This is a genomic window from Pandoraea communis (genome assembly GCF_902459745.1).
In the GTDB taxonomy this organism is placed as follows: domain Bacteria; phylum Pseudomonadota; class Gammaproteobacteria; order Burkholderiales; family Burkholderiaceae; genus Pandoraea; species Pandoraea communis.
In genome coordinates, this window is sequence record NZ_CABPSJ010000003.1 from 173,008 (window position 1) to 188,713 (window position 15,706).

General features: G+C 62.4%; 9 protein-coding genes and 1 other RNA gene. 4 read left to right on the top strand and 6 right to left on the bottom strand.

Annotated features, from left to right (window positions below; all coding sequences use genetic code 11):
• Nucleotides 1-22 precede the first annotated feature (22 nt).
• Nucleotides 23-916 (bottom strand): LysR substrate-binding domain-containing protein, encoded by an 894-nt coding sequence (locus PCO31110_RS11570; RefSeq protein WP_150690735.1) that lies wholly within the window; start codon nucleotides 914-916, stop codon nucleotides 23-25.
• A gap of 301 nt (nucleotides 917-1,217) precedes the next feature.
• Between PCO31110_RS11570 and PCO31110_RS11575 the strand changes: the two genes are divergently transcribed.
• Together PCO31110_RS11575 and PCO31110_RS11580 are read left to right on the top strand one after the other, a co-directional pair.
• Nucleotides 1,218-1,817, top strand: coding sequence for a LysE family translocator (locus PCO31110_RS11575; RefSeq protein WP_010806866.1), 600 nt, complete (start codon nucleotides 1,218-1,220; stop codon nucleotides 1,815-1,817).
• Between the two features lie 120 nt (nucleotides 1,818-1,937).
• Nucleotides 1,938-3,008 (top strand): linear amide C-N hydrolase, encoded by a 1,071-nt coding sequence (locus PCO31110_RS11580; protein ID WP_010806867.1) that lies wholly within the window; start codon nucleotides 1,938-1,940, stop codon nucleotides 3,006-3,008.
• Nucleotides 3,009-3,115: 107 nt separating this feature from the next.
• Here PCO31110_RS11580 and PCO31110_RS11585 read toward each other — a convergent pair whose 3' ends face one another.
• The 5 genes from PCO31110_RS11585 to ubiG all read right to left on the bottom strand — a co-directional run bounded on the left by PCO31110_RS11585 (nucleotide 3,116) and on the right by ubiG (nucleotide 10,808).
• Complete coding sequence (locus tag PCO31110_RS11585) at nucleotides 3,116-4,705, bottom strand: sensor domain-containing diguanylate cyclase (protein ID WP_246189816.1); 1,590 nt, start codon at nucleotides 4,703-4,705, stop codon at nucleotides 3,116-3,118.
• 189 nt (nucleotides 4,706-4,894) lie between these two features.
• Nucleotides 4,895-5,252, bottom strand: a transfer-messenger RNA (tmRNA) gene (ssrA, locus tag PCO31110_RS11590).
• A 29-nt stretch (nucleotides 5,253-5,281) separates the two neighbouring features.
• The gene (locus PCO31110_RS11595; RefSeq protein WP_150690505.1) at nucleotides 5,282-9,265 is read right to left on the bottom strand and encodes a DUF748 domain-containing protein; all 3,984 of its coding nucleotides are present in this window, start codon (nucleotides 9,263-9,265) and stop codon (nucleotides 5,282-5,284) included.
• Between the two features lie 117 nt (nucleotides 9,266-9,382).
• Complete coding sequence (locus PCO31110_RS11600; protein WP_150586439.1) at nucleotides 9,383-10,108, bottom strand: HAD-IA family hydrolase; 726 nt, start codon at nucleotides 10,106-10,108, stop codon at nucleotides 9,383-9,385.
• A 1-nt stretch (nucleotide 10,109) separates the two neighbouring features.
• Nucleotides 10,110-10,808: a bifunctional 2-polyprenyl-6-hydroxyphenol methylase/3-demethylubiquinol 3-O-methyltransferase UbiG gene (ubiG, locus tag PCO31110_RS11605; protein WP_150586468.1), complete on the bottom strand. Its 699-nt coding sequence runs from the start codon at nucleotides 10,806-10,808 to the stop codon at nucleotides 10,110-10,112.
• A gap of 444 nt (nucleotides 10,809-11,252) precedes the next feature.
• Between ubiG and PCO31110_RS11610 the strand changes: the two genes are divergently transcribed.
• Nucleotides 11,253-12,515: an efflux RND transporter periplasmic adaptor subunit gene (locus tag PCO31110_RS11610; RefSeq protein ID WP_150690506.1), complete on the top strand. Its 1,263-nt coding sequence runs from the start codon at nucleotides 11,253-11,255 to the stop codon at nucleotides 12,513-12,515.
• 27 nt (nucleotides 12,516-12,542) lie between these two features.
• A complete protein-coding gene (locus PCO31110_RS11615; protein WP_010805125.1) occupies nucleotides 12,543-15,683 on the top strand; it encodes an efflux RND transporter permease subunit in 3,141 nt (1,046 codons plus the stop codon).
• Nucleotides 15,684-15,706: the final 23 nt, after the last annotated feature.

A 15,706-nucleotide genomic window follows, 5' to 3' on the forward strand; every position in this document is an offset into this window, starting at 1 on the left:
CGTTACGGCGAGTGAATTCTATTCACCCGAAGGGGCGGGCCTGTTCGATAACCCAGTCGCGGAACGCCACGCACTCGGGGTGCGATTCGATGTCTTGCGCGCAGATCAGCCAGTAGGCCCCCTGCGCAGGCGTCGTGATGTCGTGTGTCGGTACGAGGGTACCGCTCGCGAGATAGTCGTCGACCAGCGGGCGGCGTCCGATGACCACACCAAGGCCGGTCATTGCCGCGTCGAAGGCCATTTGAATGCTGTCGAAACTCAGGCCGCCCTGGGCATCGAAATCATCGATGCCTGCGCCTTCGATCCAGCCTTGCCAGTCTTCACTGGCGCTGGTCACGTGAATTCGTGTGACGGCGCGCAGGTCGAGCTTGCCGTCGGCATCGGCATGGTTCGCACGATACGCCGGACTACAGACGGGAACGAGTCGTTGGCCGAACAGCCGGTGCCAGGCGTCGCTCGCGACCGGTGCACGCGACAGGCGGATGGCGAAGTCGAAGCCGTCGGCCGGGAAGCCCACCTGTCGCTGAGACGAGTCCATCGTGATGTCGACGTTCGGCATGCGCTGCAAGAACGTGCTCAGGCGAGGGAGGAGCCAGCGCGAGGCGAGGGTTGGGGCACAGGAAATGGCGATGGCGCGCGAGGCATCCGGCGTGGGCAGACGTCGCGTGCCGGTGAGCAGCAACGAGAACGCTTCGGTCACGTAGGCGAGATAGTCGACGCCTTCCGGAGTGAGCGAGAGACCTTGCGGCGAGCGGATAAACAGGGCGACGCCAAGCGTCTGCTCCAGCCCGACGATGCCGTGGCTGACGGCGCTCGGCGTGAGATGCAGTTCGGCGGCAGCGCGTTTGAAGCTCTGGTGGCGCCCGGCGGCTTCGAACAGGCGAAGGGCGGATAGCGGTGGCAGGCGGGGCGGCATCGGATAAGGTGTCGAGCGGTCGGTGAGCGGGGGCAAGCGCGCCGGTATCGATGGCTTTGTTCGGATGGCGTCGATTTTCGCACGACGCCGGGCGTTGTGTGTCGGCGGTGCGTCGATGGGGCCGGGTGGCTGGGCCGGCGGGATGGCGACTGTCACGGTTGGCGGCCGGTACAGGCCTGTCCGGATTTGGCGAACTGTATCGGGATTCGGGCAGCGCGCGTGCCTATCCTGTGGCTCCGCGAGTCCCAAGGTGACTGCATGAGGCGGCGCCGGCGCGGGGGGGGGCTTCAGACTTTCGAACATGACGACCGAACAATTGCTGGCCTTCTGTGCTTTCGCTGTCATCACGCTGGTGACGCCGGGTCCGAACAACATGATGATCCTCGCTTCGGGGCTGAACTACGGCTTCGCGCGCACCTTGCCGCATCTGGCAGGCATCGCCTTCGGTTTCGCGCTGATGGTGTTTCTGACGGGCACGGGCCTGCATTCGATCTTCGTGCGCTTCCCCGTGATTCACACGGTGCTGAAGTACGCCGGGGCGGCATATTTGCTGTGGCTTGCATGGCATTTGGCGCGCTCGGGGCCGATTGACGGTGAGCGTCGTGAGCGCGAGCGTCCCATGGGGTTTCTCGGCGCAGCGGCGTTCCAGTGGGTGAATCCGAAGGCGTGGGTGATGGCTGTGGGTGCGATCAGCACCTATCTTCCCAAGGCGTCGCATTTGCCCGACGTGATGGTGCTCACGCTGATCTATGGTGTGCTCTGTGCGCCGTGCATTGGTCTGTGGGCGGGATTCGGCGTTGCGATGCGACGGGTGCTCACCGATGCGCGCTCGGTACGGATCTTTAATGGGTTTGCCGCAGCAATGCTGGTGGCGTCGCTGTATCCGATTCTGATCGAGTGATGACACGAAGCGTCTGACGACGTGCCGGGAAGTGATGCGCAGGAGCGAAGAGATTCCATCGTTATACTGACGGCTTCTACGAATCTCTCCCGCCAAACGTGAGGTATCGCCATGCCCCGGATGTTCGTCAAGACACTGCCTTGTCTCGTCGCTGCCGCGACACTCGCTTTCTCCCCGCTCTCGTCGTTGGCCTGCACCCGGGTGGTATATCTCGGTGCAAACGACGACGTCGTCACGGCACGTTCGATGGACTGGAGGCTCGACGTCGCCACCAATCTCTACGTGTTGCCGCGAGGCATTGCGCGTTCGGGAGAATCCGGGCCGAACTCGCTTCGCTGGACAGCGAAATATGGCAGTGTGGTCGCCACGGGTTATGACGTATCGACGACGGATGGCGTCAACGAGAAGGGGTTGTCTGCGCAGTTGCTGTGGCTGGTGGAGTCGCAATATCCGAAGTTCGACAGGGGCGCGAAACCGGGGCTGACGATCGCAGCCTGGGCGCAATACGTGCTGGACAACTTTGCGACAGTCGCCGAAGCGGTGACCGCGCTCGAGAAAGAACCGTTCACGATCGTGACGGACAACGTGCCGGGTGAGAACCGGCTCGCGACCCTGCACCTGTCGATGTCGGACAAATCGGGTGACAGCGCCATCGTCGAGTACATCAATGGCCGGCAGGTGATTCACCACGGCCGTCAGTATCAGGTGATGACGAATTCGCCGACGTTCGACGAGCAACTCGCATTGAACACGTACTGGAAGCAGATCGGGGGCACGACGTTCCTTCCGGGGACGAATCGCTCGTCGGATCGATTTGCGCGGGCGTCGTTCTACATCAATGCGATTCCGAAAAATGAAGACCCGGTCGAGGCGCTGGCGAGCGTGTTCAGTGTGATTCGCAATGTGTCGGTGCCGTACGGGATCACGACGCCGGGCGAGCCGAATATCTCGTCGACGCGCTGGCGCACGGTGGTCGATCACAAGCGCATGCTCTATTTCTTCGAGTCGGCGCTCACGCCGAATACGTTCTGGGTGGATCTGAACAAGGTGGATTTTGCGGCAGGCGCACCGGTGAAGCGGCTCGATCTCGGTAAGGATCAACGCAATACGTTTAAAGGCGAGGTGTCGGGTGAGTTCAAGGTGGCACCACCGTTCCCATTTTTGGGGGCGAATACCGGCAAGGGGAGTTGATAAAGGAAAACGGGCCCGAGGGGCCCGTTCTTTCCCGTAGGAGACGCGACTAGGCGCGCGCAGACTTCGTACGAGCTTGCAGATCTCGCAAGAGGCTTAGACTTCGCTCAATTGACTGCGAGCAATATGTCCGACTTGGCGTTGGGCGCCATTTGATTTGGACGGGAAGAGATGACACAGTTACGCCCGGCCGACTTGGCTGCATAGAGGTACTCGTCGGCGCGGCTCAAGCAATCTTGGGTGGTTTCCATGCCAAGCGCATCGCCCGAATGTACGTAAGCACCAATGCTGACGGTGACGCGGCCATGACGGCTGAATGCATGAGGCTCACCTTTTGCCTCAATCGCGCCGCGAATCTTCTCGGCCATCCGCAAGGTACCTGCTTGATCGGTGCTTGGCAGCACCACGCAAAACTCCTCCCCACCATAGCGACCAGCGATGTCGCCCGGACGTCGAACGTTGTCCAGGATGCAGCGCGAAATCATTCGGAGCGCGACATCGCCAGCAGCGTGGCCATAATGGTCGTTATATTGCTTGAACTCATCAACATCGATCATCAGGACGCCAAGTGGCTGTTGAGTTCGATTCGCCCGTCGCCATTCGGAATCGAAGGCCGCATCAAACGCGCGGCGCGTCGCCAGGCCAGTCAGTCCATCTGTATTGGCAAGCGTCTCAAGCTGCCGCTCCATCTCGAACCGCTTGCGCAACTGCTCGGCAAAGAAGACAGAAGCCGCCAGCAACAGTACGTTCAGGGTTGCGACAATTGAACCGATCACCATCGCGCGATATCTCCAATTCCGGTAGATATCTTGAGTGGGCAATCCCACCGTCACCGCCAGTGGGTAGCCTTCGATCCGGCGCGACGTCAGCAACCGTTCAACGCCATCGCGCTTGGACGTTGCCACAACAGTGAGTATTTTTGCGTTTTCCGCAAATACGGGGCTGGGCTCGGTCGGCACAATTCGCGAATCGCTTGACCAACTGGCATAGAGGGTGCCATCCAGACCCGATAGTGCGATTGTGCCTGCAGTCCCAACGTTGACACCTTCAAACAGGTGTGTGTAATAGCTGACGCGCAGTGTGCCGACCACGATGCCGGAAAATTTTCCATCCACGTCGTTCAGGCGGCGACTCAAACCTACCGTCAATCCTTCACCCCCAACGCGCGGTACGAATGGTTTGCTGACGAAGAGACCAACATCCTTGGCAGTCTTTTGCGCGGCGAAATAGTCGCGGTCTCCGACAAATACGGAGCGTGGCGGTACCGCGCGGGAATCGGCGAAAACATTTCCCTGCGCATTCGCTACGAGCAGCGAACCTAAGTCACGTGCGGCGCTCGATCGGTCAAACAAGACCAGTTGACGGATCTCCGGTGAAAGCGCCATCACGTGGGGGTTGTGAACCGCATCAACGACCGCCTGCAGCGACAGGTCATAAGTCTCTATGTTGCGGGCAATATCCCGCTCCAGAATCAACGTGATGTTCTCGGAGAACTCCTGCGCGCGCAGCATGGCATCGGAACGCATTTCATACAGTAATGCCGCTGTCAGGATTGAGATGACGCCGGCGAGAGATGCAGTGCCAGCGATGAACAACGATGGGCGTGATGCTAGGGCAATGGCAATACGACGAACAAACATACACAGAAGCACAACCAGAAGAGTTTTTGTCTGAGATGCGGTGTCTGCAACCACCATCTGCAGTCCTTGCGCTGTGCGAATTTTACGTGACTTCTTGCTGGTATAAGTCAGTTCCCTGTATGAATGAAGTCGCTTGTCGTCACCGGAAAAGCGCGAATGGGAAGAGTCGTGGGAGGAAAAAAACCCCGAAGAGGCTTGCTCTATCGGGGTTTTGAGGAAGACTGAGACAGTCTTCGGAAGTGTTGTTGGTGGAGCCGGCGGGGATCGAACCCGCGTCCGCAAGTACTCTACGACCAGTTCTACATACTTAGTTCAGTCATTTGATTTAACCGTTTTGTCGCGGACGAACACGCTACGCAACGGCGATCCATTTAATTTTCGGCCCCGGCGCCATGGCACCACCGGAGATTATCTGACGTAAATGACCTCGCGAGGTATTGCTACCCTGGCCCGTCAGCGAGCCAGTGCGAGGAAGGCGCCCTTAGGCAGCCAGTGCGTACGAGTTATCGTTAGCAGTTACTAATTTCCCATTGATTAACGAGGTGACGGGTCCTCGGTATGCCCTGAATCGCTTCGCTACCCACGTCGAAACCATGTCGGCCCCAGTGGTATGTTAATTATGACACAAATGGCTCACTTCAGTGCGAAGTCCACCCGCGTGGTCGCTCCCTTATCCTTGATGCCGTCGGCATTGAGCTTCGGCGCCACCACGAACATGCGGTCCGACGCAATCTTGCCGTCCAGCCACGACCTCACTCGCTGTGCCCGCCGTTCCGCCAACGCCCGCAGATCGTCGTCGCTCACCTTGACGTTCGTCTCCAGCAGCTTCTCCATCTCGTCGTCCGGCAACGATTTGGCAAACCCGATCATGTTGCGCGGCTTGGCAAAGTCGGCCGCCTTGTACGCTGCCGTCAAATACTTGCTGCGTTCCTCCGGACTCACCGTCACGCTTTCGACGTCGATACTCTCGCCCTTGCCGACCATCGACTTGACCTTCTGCGCCTTGATCGCGCGCTCTACCGCCACGCTGCGCAGACCGTCGGTGTCCTTCGCCGGATCGACACGACCCACGATATCCAGCTTGAGCGCGGTGCGATCCGTCAGCGCCTTCACAAGCGTCTCGAGGCGTTTCTCGTCGTCCGCTGTCAAACGTGCGCTGCCCGGCGCGAACTCGACGTAGCCCAATTCCTGATCGCCGCCGCCAAATGCCGACGCCAGCAAACTGAACGGTGCCGTCACCGCCTTGACAATCAGGTTCACGAACGCCCGGAAAATCACACCGCCAAGGCTGAACTGCGGATCGTCGAGCGAGCCGGAAATCGGGATATTCACATCGATTTCGCCTCGCGAATTCTTCAGCAGCGAGACCGCCAGCCGCACCGGCAAATTCGTGGCCGTCGGACTTTCCACCCGATCACCGAACGTCAGTTGGTCAATGAAGATGTGGTTGTTCGCCGTGAGCTTCGCCTGATCGAGCAAGTAGTGCACGTCGACCGTGAGCTTGCCCTTTTCGATGGGGTAGCCCGCGTACTTCGTGGAATACGGCGTGAGATTGGTCAGTTCGATACCGTCGGCCTTGGCCCCCAGATCCACGAACGCCATCGGCGCGAGCGGATTGATCTTGCCGTTGATGTCGATCGGTGCATTGCGATTGACCTTGCCTTGCAGCGCCACCTCCGCGGGCTCGGTCGTCGCCGTGCCGAACGCACCGATGTGCCCGCCAATATCCGTCAGGTTGGCCGTGTAGTTCGGCTTGACGAAGTTGTCGGTGAAGTTGATGTTCCCGCCTTGCAGCGTGATACGTCCGATGCGGACATCCGCAGGCAGTGCCTTGCCGGCACCGTAGCCGGGCCCGCGCTGTACCGTTGTTTCGCCCGCTTTCTGCTCCTTCTTCTCGGGTTCTGTCGGTTGCCCCGCTTCCACCGCCGACGCGGCCGCGTCGAGCGGCGGCTTGGCCGGCGTGCCGCCAAGCGGAACGCCTTCATTGGCGCGCGTGAGCGAACGAGGTGCGGTCTCCTTGTTGCCGACCACGTCCGCCAGGTTCAGGCGCCCATTGGCGTTGATGATCAAACGCGCGTAGAAGCGCGACAACGCTATGCTGCCCAACTGCACGTTGGGCTTGCCGCTGCCCACCGCCAGATTGATCTGCTGCACCGACAACGCGTTCCAGCGCATGAAGTCGTCCGCTGTCACCTTGTCGAGCAAACGGACGTTGCCGAGCGTTGCATCGCCGCGATACGTTGCCTGCGGGGTGTCGCCTTTCATGGCGAAGGTGGCGCGTCCGTTGCTGGAGAGCAGGGCGCTGGCAATGCTCGCGTTCAGTTGATCGCTCATATAGGAGTCGAACGCTGCCAGATCGAGTTGCTGCGTCTTGATCTGGAGATCGCCTGCGAGCGGTTGCGGTGTGATGTTGCCGGAGGCGTTCAGCGAACCCTTCTTGTTGAGCGTGCCGTTGACTTCGAGCTGTAACGGTTTGCTCATGTCCTGCGATGCGCCTTGTACCTTCACGTTCAGCGGCGCGAATTTCGCATTGATCGGACGGCCTTTGACGTCGCGGTCTTCGAAGCCGATGCTCGCGTTCTCGAGCGCCACCTTCCCGACCTTCCATTGCCAACCACCAGCGCTCGCCTGCGACCCCGAGGCGCCCGTGGCCGTCCGGCGGCCGCGCTCCGTGCCGACACGCGCGTTCGCGCCCTGGCTGTTACCTGAGGTGGCCTTCGGCTGACCGTCCCCGGTCAGTGCGAGCAGGTTGATCTTGCCGTCCTTTTCGCGTCGTGCCGACACGTCCAGTCCGGTGACGGTCACCTCGTCGACGACGGCTTGGCGTGCCCCCAGATCGAAGCGCGAGAGCTTCGCTTCCGCCTTGGCGAGCTTGAGCGGTGCATCGCCCTTTTGGCCGGTGAGCCACTCGACCTTCTCCAGCGTGGCCGTGGCCGGCGAGATCTGCACGTTCGGCTGCTTGTCGGGCGCAAAGGCCGCATTGAACTTGGCCTGTGCGCCAACCGAGCCGCTCTTCAGATTGCCGGCGAGCGCGCCTTGCGCCAAGGGCAGCAACGGTGCGAGGGCGATCGACTGCGCGTCGAGTTCACCACTCGCGTTGTACGCATTCAGACTGAACTGGCCGTGCGCCTTGACCGACCCGCCGCTCTGGATGCCGAGCGAGGCGTCATACGTCGCGGGGTCCTTGCCGAGCGTCGAGAACTGCTTCACGTCGATCTGGATGTTCTCCAGCGACACGCTGGCCGGTTTTGCCCCACGTTCATCGGTGAAGCGCAGCTTGCTGTCCACGAGCGAGATGTCGCCGATGAGCAGATCGAGCGGTGCGGGCTGAGCGGCGGCCTGCGCTTTCGTTTGCTCGGCTTCGGCTGCCGAGGCGGGCGTTGCGGGGCGCGCCGTCTGCTGAGCGGGAACCTGCGGTGCGCTCTTGGCCGCCTCGCTGCCCTTCGGCGACGCCGCAGCCTGATTGACCGCCCTGCCTACTGCCTTGATCACCGTGCGCTGCGGCAGCAACGCCTTCTCGACGTTGATCGACCCGCCTTTTTCCATCGTGACCTGCTGATCGAGGCCGTCGATCCGAACGCTGTCGAAGTGATAGACGTTATTGAGCGGCTCCACCTTGCCCAGCTTCACGTCGATCTGTTTGACCGCGATGAGCGGTGAGCCGTCCGGTTCGACGACCTTGGCATCGGAGAGCCCCGCCGTGCCCGTGAGCAGAACGTGATTGCCATCCTTGTCACGCGTAAAGCGCAGCTTGAGATCGGTGCTGACGGCGCCGCTCTTGATCTGTGCGGGTACGCTGACCGGCGAATAACCGAGGTACTTGGGCACGTCGAACCGATCGAGCTTGATATCGATCGTCGATTCCATCGAATTGGCGAACGGCTTGGTCTGCCCCGAAATATGCAGCGGCGAGCCGTCGATGGACGCTTGCAGCAGCGGCTGCACGAAGATATCGGTGTCGGCCGGCAGATTCGCGATGAACGGCACACCGACCTGCAAATTGTCGATGACGTGCTTCTCGTTCTGCACGGTGTCGTCGAAGCGGATCGTGCCGTTCTTGATCTGGACGTTGTTCAGTGCAAAGCGCGCGGGTTTGGACGGCTCGGGCGAGGGCGGCCCGGACGTCGCGCGATCGACGATGTCCGAGAAGTTGAAGCGTTGCGGCGCAGTGCGCACGATGTTGACGACCGGCGTGTCGACGTAAAGCTCGTCGATGACCGGCGCGAAGCGGAACAACGACCCCCACGAGGCGTTCACGCGCAGCATGCCAACATCCACGAATGGCTGCCCCGGTGTCTTGTCGCCAATATGCACCTGATGCAGATCGAGGCGCAGCGTGTAGGGATTGAAGCTGACATCGCCCACGCTCACCGGCCGTTCCAGATAGGCCGAGAGTTTGTCGATGGCGTAATGCTTGAGGACGGCCGGCACCGTGAAATAGCCGACGACACCGAACACGGCGATGACCCCGGCGGCCCACAGGCCGGTCTTGCGCGCGCGCCGGCGCACATCAGGGTTGCGTCCAAGTGCGCTTGCGCGCGCAATGCGTTGTTGCAGGCGGGTGCCGCCTGCGGATGATTCAGAAGAGGGTTTGCGATCGTTCGCTTGCTCGGCCATGCGGTCTCCCGTAAGTCGCCAGTGAAGCACGCGCCGCGCCACTGTTGCGCGGCGGGACAGACCCGGGACCGGCCGCTGCTGCGGCGGCCCTGTCCCGGCAGGTGATGACGTGGCCGTTCAGGCCGGCGGCATCACCAGCGGGGCGATCGCACCCGCGCGTTCGACGACGGCGTCGGCCTGCCATTGGGCAGGCGCCAGCGAGTCGCCGCAATAGCCGTAAGCGGCTGCGACGGTGGCCATCCCCGCCGCTTTGCCCGCCTGAATGTCACGCAGGTCGTCGCCGACATACACAACCTGGGCAGGTGAGACACCGATGCACTCGGCGGCATACAGCAACGGAGCCGGGTGTGGCTTGCTATGCGGCGTTGTGTCACCCGACACAACGCACGCGGCACCGTCGGCGAGCCCGAGCAGCCGCACGAGCGGATTCGTCAGACGCGCGGCCTTGTTGGTGACGATGCCCCACGGGACGGCGCGCTCTGCCAAGGCGGCAAGCAGCGCGGGAATCCCATCGAAAAGTTCACTCTCTACGCACAAGGCAGCTTCGTAATTGGCGAGAAATGCATCGCGCAGCGAAGGGAACGCGGCGTCGTCGGGGCCAACGCCGAACGCGCTGCCGATCAGCCCGCGCGCGCCGTGCGAGGCCTGCAAACGCAACGTCTCGTAGGCGCCCGGTGGCAGGCCGCGGTCGGTGCGCACCTTGTTGACCGCTGCAACGAGATCGGGGGCCGTGTCGGCCAGCGTGCCGTCCAGGTCGAACAGAACGGCACGCACGTTGCCGTTGAGCAGACGCAATGCGGTACCGGTGGAATAGGTGGGCACTCGGGCGGGGGGCTCGAACATATCAGGCATCGCGCGTGCACGCGATCATGTAATTGACGTCGGTGTCGCGATTGATCGCGTAACGCTTGCTCAGCGGGTTGTACGTCATGCCGCGCAGGTCGCGTACCGTCAGGCCGCTTGCGCGGGCAAACGACGCGAGTTCCGACGGGCGGATGAACTTGGCGTAATCGTGGGTGCCGCGCGGCAGCATACGCAGCACGTACTCGGCGCCGACCACGGCCAGCAACCAGGCTTTCGGGTTGCGGTTGAGCGTCGAGAAGAAGACGTGGCCGCCCGGTTTGACGAGCGTTGCGCAGGCCGCTACCACCGACGCTGGCGACGGCACGTGTTCGAGCATTTCCATGCACGTCACCACGTCGTACGTCCCCGCGTCGCGGGCGGCAAGCGCCTCGGCGGAAATTTCCTCGTAATCGATGGAGAGGCCGGCTTCCAGACTGTGCAGATCCGCCACGCCGAGCGCCTTCTTCGACAGGTCGATCCCTTTGACTCGTGCGCCCTGGCGGGCCATCGACTCGGAGAGGATGCCGCCACCGCAACCAATATCCAGTACGCGCTTGCCTTGCAACGGCACATGTTGCTCGATCCAGTCGAGGCGCAGCGGGTTGATCTCGTGCAGCGGCTTGAATTCGCTGTGCGGATCCCACCAACGGTGGGCTAGTTCACTGAATTTATTGAGTTCTTGCGGATCGGCGTTCATCACTTGCTCATGGACATTGACGGCTGACGACAGGCAGGATGCAGCGCGGCAGCGCGTGCCGGTGTACCGGGGCTGACCGGCGGGGCCGTCGAGATGGGGCAAGTATAACGAAGTGAGCGTACCCATGTCCAAAGCGCGAGGCGTGGCGCGGGCCGGCAGCCAATGCGTCGTCCGTGCGGTGCCGGTAAAACGAGCGTTTGAAACTAGGAGTGATTCGCTCGGCCGTCTACATGGCGCGAGCATGTCCGCCCGCTGTCCGTCGCGTGGCAAAGCCTTGTATAGGCAGGGAAAATGCCAACTGCGAGCCCTGCACAGATGCGACACACTCGGGGGCACATCCCGCCATGTGGCCAGGATGACATCGTGTTTGTCGCAGCGCCTGACGGCACCGGACGTCGCGGCGGCAAGCCTCCGGCCATTCTGGATCGGACTCCCCAGGGAGGCGCCATGACACAACCCACGGCGCAAGACAATTCCGGCCCCGTGCCCGACCGCCCGCGCCGGCCTGACTTGTTGCATCGCTGGCGCTGGCTCGCACTCGTCGCGTTGGTCGTCGTTGCGCTGCTGATCTGGCGTTGGGCCACGCATCGCGCACCGCCGCCTGTTGCAGCTCCTTCTCCCGTCGCCGTTGTTTCGCGCGTTGTCGTGTCTGCGGATCTGCCGCGTTACGTCGCGGGAATCGGCACCGTGCAGGCGACGACGTCCGTCACCGTGCGCGCGCGCGTCGACGGCCAGATTGAGCGGATAGCGTTCTCGGAAGGGCGGGATGTGAAGGCGGGCGATGTGCTCGTGCAAATCGACGCAAGGCCGTACCGGGCGCAACTCGAACAGGTTCGTGCCACGAAGGCGCGCGACGTCGCACAACTCGTCAATGCGCGCCTCGATTTGAAGCGCTACCAGACGCTGGCGGCGCAAGGTGCGTCGTCACAGCAGCAAGCGGATACGCAGGCCGCGCTCGTCAAACAACTCGAAGCGGCCGTGCAGACCGATCAGGCGCAAATCGACTTCGCTTCGGTGCAACTCGATTACACGACGATCCGCTCGCCCATCGACGGACGGACCGGGGTGCGGTTGATCGATGTCGGTAACATCGTGCATGCGGCCGACGCGAGCGGCATTGTCATCGTCAATCAGATCGATCCGATTACGGTGCTGTTCACCTTGCCCGAGGATGCCGTCGGCGCCGTGAACGCCGCAGTGCAAGCGGCGGGCAATGCCGGACTGGTGGTCGACGCTTACGCGAGAAATGGCGGTGAGCGTCTGGCCTCCGGCAAACTCACGCTCATCAACAATCAGATCGACAACGCGAGCGGCACCGTGCAGCTCAAGGCGACGTTCGCCAACGCCAGCCATCGGCTGTGGCCAGGCCAGTATGTCAACGCGAGGCTGACGCTGGGGGTGATAGCCCAGGCGATTGCGCTCGACGCGTCGGTCGTGCAGAGCGGCCCTGCCGGGACCTTCGTCTACGTGGTGGACGCGCAGGGCCGAGCGGCGGTTCAACCCGTGAAGGTCGGTGTCACGCAGGGTACGCAGGCCATCATCGAGAGCGGCCTGACAACGGGCGCGCGCGTGGTCGTCGACGGACAGCTCAAGCTGCGTCCGGGCACGCCGGTTACGGAGGTGCGCAACGCGTCGGGGGGCGGGGCGATGCCGCAACCGGCCGCACCCGACGGCCGCCCGGTCGGGGCGTCAGGTCCAACGGGCCGCTAGCGCGCGCCGGCCTCCGCACCCTCGCCCATGTCCCTATCCGCCACGTTCATCAAACGGCCCATCGGCACTTCGCTGCTCGCGGCCGCGCTATTTCTGGTCGGTGTCGCGGCCTGGCCGTTGCTGCCGGTCGCACCGCTGCCGCAGGTCGATTTCCCGACGATTCAGGTGTCTGTCACCCTGCCGGGCGCGGACCCATCAACGATGGCGTCGAACGTGGCCACGCCGCTCGAGCGACAATTCTCGCTCATTGCGGGACTCACGCAGATGACGTCGACAAGTGCGCTGGGCACCACGTCGATCACGTTGCAGTTCGACTTGAATCGCAATATCGATGCGGCGGCTGTCGATGTACAGGCGGCCATCAATGCGGCGGGCGGACAGTTGCCGAGCAACCTGCCGAACCCTCCGACGTACCGCAAGATCAATCCGGCCGACTCGCCGATTCTGATCATGTCCGTCAAGTCGGACACGTTGCCGCTCACCGCCGTCAACGATTACGCGGACAACGTGCTTGCGCAACAAATCTCGCAGATCGATGGCGTTGGCCTGGTCAACATCGGGGGTGTCCAGAAACCTGCCATTCGCATTCAACTGGACCCGGACAAGGTGGCCGCGCTCGGGCTCGATCTGGAGAGTGTGCGAGGCGCGCTGGTCAGCGCCACAGTCAATGCGCCGAAGGGAAGTTTCGACGGACCGCGCCAGAGCGTGACGGTCTATGACAACGGCCAACTGCTTGACCCCGTGCTCTGGAACGACGTGATCGTCGCCTATCGCGGTGGTGCGCCGGTGCGCGTCCGCGATCTGGGACGGGCGGTCGCCGGGCCGGAAAATGCGCGCTTCGCGGGATGGGCGTTCCGCGGGGCCGCGATGCCGCAAAGCGAGACGCTCAAGAGCGGGCGCTCGGTGTTTCTGGCGGTGACCAAGCAACCGGGGGCCAACGTCATTGCCACGGTCGAGCGCATCAAGGCGGCACTGCCGCGCTTGCAGGCATCGATACCGCCTGCCGTCGAGGTGAATATTCTGACCGACAGAACGCAGACGATCCGGGCGTCGGTCGAGGACGTTGAGTTCACGCTGGTGTTGACCGGCGTGCTGGTGGTGCTGGTGATCTTCCTGTTCCTGCGTAATCTGTCGGCTACGCTGATTCCGGCGGTGACGGTGCCGCTCGCCATGATGGGAACGGCGGCCGTGATGTACTTGATTGGGTTCAGCCTCGACAATTTGTCGCTCATGGCGCTCACGATCTCTGTGGGCTTCGTCGTCGACGACGCCATCGTGATGCTCGAGAACATCTATCGTCACGTGGAAGACGGGATGCCGCCGTTGGAGGCGGCCTATCGCGGGGCGGCCGAGATCGGCTTCACCATCGTGTCGATCTCGGTGTCGCTGGTCGCCGTTTTCATTCCTCTGTTGCTGATGGGCGGCATCGTTGGGCGGCTCTTCCGGGAATTCGCCATTACGGTGACGCTCACGATCGCCATCTCGGTGATCGTGTCGCTGACGCTCACGCCGATGCTGTGCTCACGATTTCTGCGCCATACGCCGCCCGAACGGCACGGCCGCCTGTATCGCTGGTTCGAAGCCGGCTTCGACCATATGCAGAGCGGCTATCGACGCGGCTTGCAGGGGGTGCTGGCGCATCAGTTCGCAACGCTGCTGGTGTTCCTGGCGACGCTCGCCCTGACGGCCGTGCTCTATATCGTGATTCCGAAAGGGTTCTTCCCGCAGCAAGACACGGGGTTCGTATTCGGTTTCGCGGAATCCGCCCAAGATACGTCGTTCACGTTGATGAGTGAGCGCGTGATTCGTGTCGCCGACGTGGTGCGTCAAGACCCCGATGTCCTGAGCTTTGTCGCGAGCACCGGCAACACCACCGCCAATACCGCCAACTTCTATATCAACCTCAAACCGAAGGCGGCCGGACGCACGCTGTCTGCGGATCAGGTTATTGCGCGATTACGGCCCAGGCTCGCGCAGCTCGAAGGCATCAACCTATTCTTGCAGGCCGGACAGGACATCAACGTGGGCGGCCGCCTTGCTCGTACGCAGTACCAGTACACGCTGACCGATGCGGACATCAACGAACTCAATCGCTGGGCGCCGCTGCTGCTCGAACGGCTGCGCCGGTTACCGCAACTCACGGATCTCGCGACCGACCAACAGAGCAACGCCGCCACAGTGACACTGACCATCGATCGTGACCGGGCGTCGAGCTTCGGCATCTCGCCGGCGCTTATCGAGGCTACGCTGTACGACGCGATCGGACAGCGACAGATCGCGCAGTACTTCACGCAGATCAACAGCTACCACGTTGTCATGGAGGTCACGCCGGCGTTGCAGGCCGATCCGGCGTTGCTCGATAAGCTCTATCTGATGTCGCCGACGACGGGTAATCGTGTGCCGCTCTCTACGTTTGTCCGCGTTGATCGTAGCAAGACCAACTACCTGCTCATCAGCCACCAGAGCCAGTTTCCGGCGGTAACGCTGTCGTTCAATCTGGCGCCGGGCGTCTCGCTTGGCGAGGCGGTCGACGCGATTCGCCGCACGCAGGCGCAGATGAATCTCCCGCTCTCGCTCAACGGCAATTTTCAGGGAACGGCACAAGCGTTCCGCGACTCGCTGTCGACACAGCCGTACTTGATTCTGGCGGCGCTGGTGGCCGTGTATATCGTGCTCGGCTTGCTCTATGAGAGCTATATCCACCCGCTCACGATTCTCTCGACGCTGCCCTCGGCCGGGGTCGGTGCGCTGCTGATTCTGATGCTCGGCGGGTACGATTTGAGCGTAATCGCGCTGATCGGCATCATCTTGCTGATCGGGATCGTGAAGAAGAACGGGATCATGATGGTCGACTTCGCGCTCACGGCTGAGCGCGACCAGGGGCTGTCGCCGCAGGAGTCGATCTATCAGGCATGCCTGTTGCGATTTCGTCCCATCATGATGACGACGATGTGCGCCTTGCTCGCCGGGTTGCCGCTGATGCTCGGCACGGGGGCCGGGTCGGAGTTGCGGCGTCCGCTGGGGTACGCAATGGTCGGCGGGTTGGTGCTGTCGCAGGCGCTTACGCTTTTTACGACCCCCGTTATTTACCTCTATCTCGACCGGGCGAGTCTCTGGTTTCAAGCGCGCAAGGCGCGTAGAGCGAAGGCGCGGGACGCAAACGCCTGAGTGAAGTGGTCGCGGTGCCGGGC